Below are 3594 nucleotides of genomic sequence, written 5' to 3'. Positions count from 1 at the left end.
CCTCCCCCTTGAGTAAAGGATTAACTCATTTCTTACCTCCTCCCCCTTGAGGCAAAAATTAATTCCTCTTATCTCCTCCCCCTTGAGGGGGGAGGATTAAGGTGGGGGTGAATACTATACGTAATACTTTATACAGTATACTTTTTTGTCATTGCGCGGAACGTAGTGACAAAGCAATCTCATGCATTTATACCCAAAAAGGAAGACTTCACTGCAACAATGGAATATTGTAAGAATGCAAAAATGTTAATAAATATTTTAAATGTTGTCTTTTCTTGATTTCCAATCTTCCACTATTGCATAATTCCAACATTCCATCATTTCATTCTCTTACAGTTTTTACACTAAATACCAAATACTAACGGCTAAATAATATGAATTAAGATGGACAAAGATGCCCTGCCCAGGCAGGAATCGTTGAAATGGGTACAGAGAATCAAGGAACAATTGAGAGATGGGAAGATGATTTACGAATAGGGGGCAAGGTTTGTATTTCAAGATTTTATCAAGCTGATAATAATATCTTCAATACTATTGTTAGTTATTATTACAAACTATTGAAATATATTCTAACATATTATACAATGATATTGACTTAAATTTGTATTTAAAAAATAAACGAGGGAGGTTCCTTTATGGATGCCTTAATAAAAAAAATAGGCAATAGAATAAAAGAGATAAGAGAAAGAGAGGGGCTTTCTCAGGAAGATCTAGCAAAAAAAATGGAAATTAGTAGAGTTGCTGTTTCACAAATAGAAAATGGTAAACGAAGAATATGCACTGAGGAATTGATATCCTTATCCAGCATCTTTAATGTCTCAACCGATATTCTGCTTGATTTAAATAAAGATATTGAAATTATTTTAGAAAAAAACAAAGAAGCAAAGCCTGAAGAAAAACAGGAGATAAGAATTAGTGTTCCTCAGAAAAATATTGAAAAATTTAAAGAAGTATTACTTTATATTTTAGGCAAGATAGGGTCAAAACCTAATATCGGGCAAACAGTGCTGTACAAACTGCTTTACTTTATCGATTTTAATTATTATGAAAAATATGAAGAGCAATTAATTGGTGCCACCTATGTTAAAAATCACCATGGTCCTACACCAAAAGAGTTTATTAAAATCGTAAAGGAGATGGAAGGGGAAGACTTGGTTAAAATACAGGATAAATATTTTAAATACCCTCAAACCAAATATATTCCACTTAAAAATCCTGATTTGTCTAAGCTAAATGCCCGGGAATTAAATGTAATTGACGATGTTCTAAATAAACTTGCAGATATGAATGCATCTCAGATAAGTGAATATTCTCATAATGATGTCCCCTGGATGACTACAGAAGAGGGAGATGTCATTGATTACGAATCGGTATTTTACCGGACTACACCTTATTCAGTTAGGGAGTATAGTGAAGAAATAGAAGAAGAAGTTATTTAATGAGATACGTAAATTAAAGGAATTTGAAAGAGAATTCCGAAAACTGTTGAAAAAGTTTAAGACCCTAGAAGAAGATATGGAAACGTTCATTAATACTCAGCTTAATTTATATCATAAGCAAAAAATGGACAATTCAGGTATTATTAGAATTTCCAACCTTGGCATTAAATATCCTTATATTTACAAGGTAAGAAAATTTACCTGTAAATCACTAAAAGGTAAAGGCGTTTTTAGTGGCATCCGAATTATTTATGCGTATTACGAAGAAGAAGATATTATTGAATTCGTAGAGATCTATTACAAGGGTGAAAAAGTAAACGAAGACAGGAATAGAATTTACAAATACTACAAAAAATAATAAGCCAACTATAATTGAATATTATTTTTCATTTACTGTAATTTCTCAACCATCAATTAGCCATACATCCCATTTAGTATCCCCTATTTCATCCACGAGCTTAATATCTTCGGGGTCTTTTTGGGGTCAGACTGTTGACAGGCTGAACCCTTTTACTTTTTTTCCTCATCTCTTTCTGCTAACTCTCATTTTTCTCATTTTCCATCATCAGCTTGAGCAAAAAAATTGTATCCTGCTTTAATTTAGATTTAATCCAAATCTTTTGCTTTTCATCTATTAATTCTCCTATGCCAAAAAGGATACTGCGGTTAGAAATATTTTCTACAAAATTAATACACTTTTTTAAATAATCAGGAAAACTCATCTTTGTTCTATCTTCTATAATTTCTTTGTTTATCCCCCAATTGGACTTCAGGAAAAAATGGATATCAAAAACATCACGATTAGCAATTTTACCTCTTTCGAGCATTGCAACCAATTTATGTGCAAACATATCTTCTTTACTCATAACCAACATAGAGATACCTAAATAATTCCTGATTTCATAATGTGAATTAAAACTTCTTTTATTAATCTCAATCTTAATATTCTGTGCTTCCTTAGAATAAGAAAGAATTATTAATAAAGTATGGCTTTTATTTATTTTATCTTTAATCTCTCCATATTCACTGGCTAATAGTTCTATCTTGTCAAAAACTTCCTGTTCTTTATCCTTCTTTAGCAAATCAAAATCAAGGTCAACAGAAAAACGATCCAATTCATAGAAAAAATAAGCAGCAGTCCCCCCTTTAAAGCCTAAAAGAGGACCGAGAGAATTGTCAGTATAAATATCTTTTAATATTCTAAGTAAGATATTTTTATGAATCTGAATATTTACTCTCATAGCATTTCTTGATAAGACTTGATATTTTTCTCCATTCTTTTATTTGAATAGATGGGCAAAATTTTAAATATTTTATTCCAATCTAATTCAGATAGATTATCAAAATGATAATCTTTGTTTAAATAAACAACATCCAGAAAAGCTCTTTCAGGAGTAGCAATGGCATAATTATCTTTTTGTTCTACCCCGGTATTATCAGTTAGGACAGAATCCTTAATTTTTCTATAGGAATATATTTGTCCGTCTGCGGTTATCTCTCGGGTTAAATAGGAAGCTGCGAAAACCTGGCTATAATACTGGAAGGTAACTCCTGCCTTGCCTAGCACAGTCTCAAAACTGATGTATGAGGGAGTATATATTTTATTTACGGCTTCAAATCTGTTATAGTTTTTATCTTTGGCATATAAGCCTTTTCTGATAGAATAAAGCTCTCCTTCTTTAATATAATAATTCAATCTTCTAATTAATAGATTAGGATTTTTGTCTTTTGAAGCCAGAAGTAATTCTTGAAAAGAAAAAACAGTTTTATTAGAACGTAATATATTTAAAATATCAGATTTGTACATAATAATCACACTTTATAAACTATTTATTACATCTAATGTCATATATAGTTTAAATTATAACTGTGTATGATGTCAAATAAAAATACGGAGCATCAGGCAGTTCAGGTTGAGTCACCTCAGACAAATCAGACAAACCACTTGTCTTTGGACAAACCCCTAAAGCCACAAATGTTCCTTCGGCCATATATTCTTATTCTGGCATAAAGAAAGTCTTTTGACTATCCCTGATTAAACAAATTATTCTATAGTTGTATGTTATTTTTCAATTATATACCCAATTCTCTTTTCAAAGAACCAGGGATTTTTCTTGGTCATAAGTGAAAAATTTTATTACATCATCAGCACTTA

At 30.9% G+C, this 3594-nt stretch carries 6 protein-coding genes; 3 read left to right on the top strand and 3 right to left on the bottom strand.

What is annotated here, in order from left to right; all coding sequences use genetic code 11:
- Positions 1-422 precede the first annotated feature (422 nt).
- The 3 genes from PHQ99_08200 (at position 423) to PHQ99_08190 (ending at position 1797) form a co-directional block, all read left to right on the top strand.
- On the top strand, positions 423-599 hold the full coding sequence (locus tag PHQ99_08200) for a hypothetical protein (protein ID MDD4289551.1): 177 nt from the start codon (positions 423-425) through the stop codon (positions 597-599).
- 36 nt (positions 600-635) lie between these two features.
- On the top strand, positions 636-1439 hold the full coding sequence (locus tag PHQ99_08195; GenBank protein ID MDD4289550.1) for a DUF4065 domain-containing protein: 804 nt from the start codon (positions 636-638) through the stop codon (positions 1437-1439).
- 76 nt (positions 1440-1515) lie between these two features.
- On the top strand, positions 1516-1797 hold the full coding sequence (locus tag PHQ99_08190; protein ID MDD4289549.1) for a hypothetical protein: 282 nt from the start codon (positions 1516-1518) through the stop codon (positions 1795-1797).
- Positions 1798-1975: 178 nt separating this feature from the next.
- On the opposite strand, the gene PHQ99_08185 is transcribed toward PHQ99_08190, so the two are convergent.
- Genes PHQ99_08185 through PHQ99_08175 form a run of 3 tightly spaced genes read right to left on the bottom strand, consistent with a single transcriptional unit; the run spans position 1976 to position 3430 of the window.
- Positions 1976-2680, bottom strand: coding sequence for a nucleotidyl transferase AbiEii/AbiGii toxin family protein (locus PHQ99_08185; protein ID MDD4289548.1), 705 nt, complete (start codon positions 2678-2680; stop codon positions 1976-1978).
- Entirely contained in the window at positions 2677-3246 is a 570-nt protein-coding gene (locus tag PHQ99_08180; protein MDD4289547.1) for a type IV toxin-antitoxin system AbiEi family antitoxin domain-containing protein, read from the bottom strand. Before PHQ99_08180 ends, PHQ99_08185 begins: the two co-directional genes overlap by 4 nt.
- 49 nt (positions 3247-3295) lie before the next feature.
- Positions 3296-3430 carry a hypothetical protein gene (locus PHQ99_08175; GenBank protein MDD4289546.1) on the bottom strand — a complete coding sequence of 45 codons (135 nt, stop codon included), beginning with the start codon at positions 3428-3430 and terminating at the stop codon, positions 3296-3298.
- Between the last annotated feature and the right edge of the window lie 164 nt (positions 3431-3594).

The organism is Atribacterota bacterium (assembly GCA_028703475.1).
GTDB lineage: Bacteria > Atribacterota > Phoenicimicrobiia > Phoenicimicrobiales > Stramentimicrobiaceae > JAQVMU01.
The sequence above is the reverse complement of the archived record's forward strand: the minus strand, read 5'-3'. Positions and strand labels throughout refer to the sequence as shown.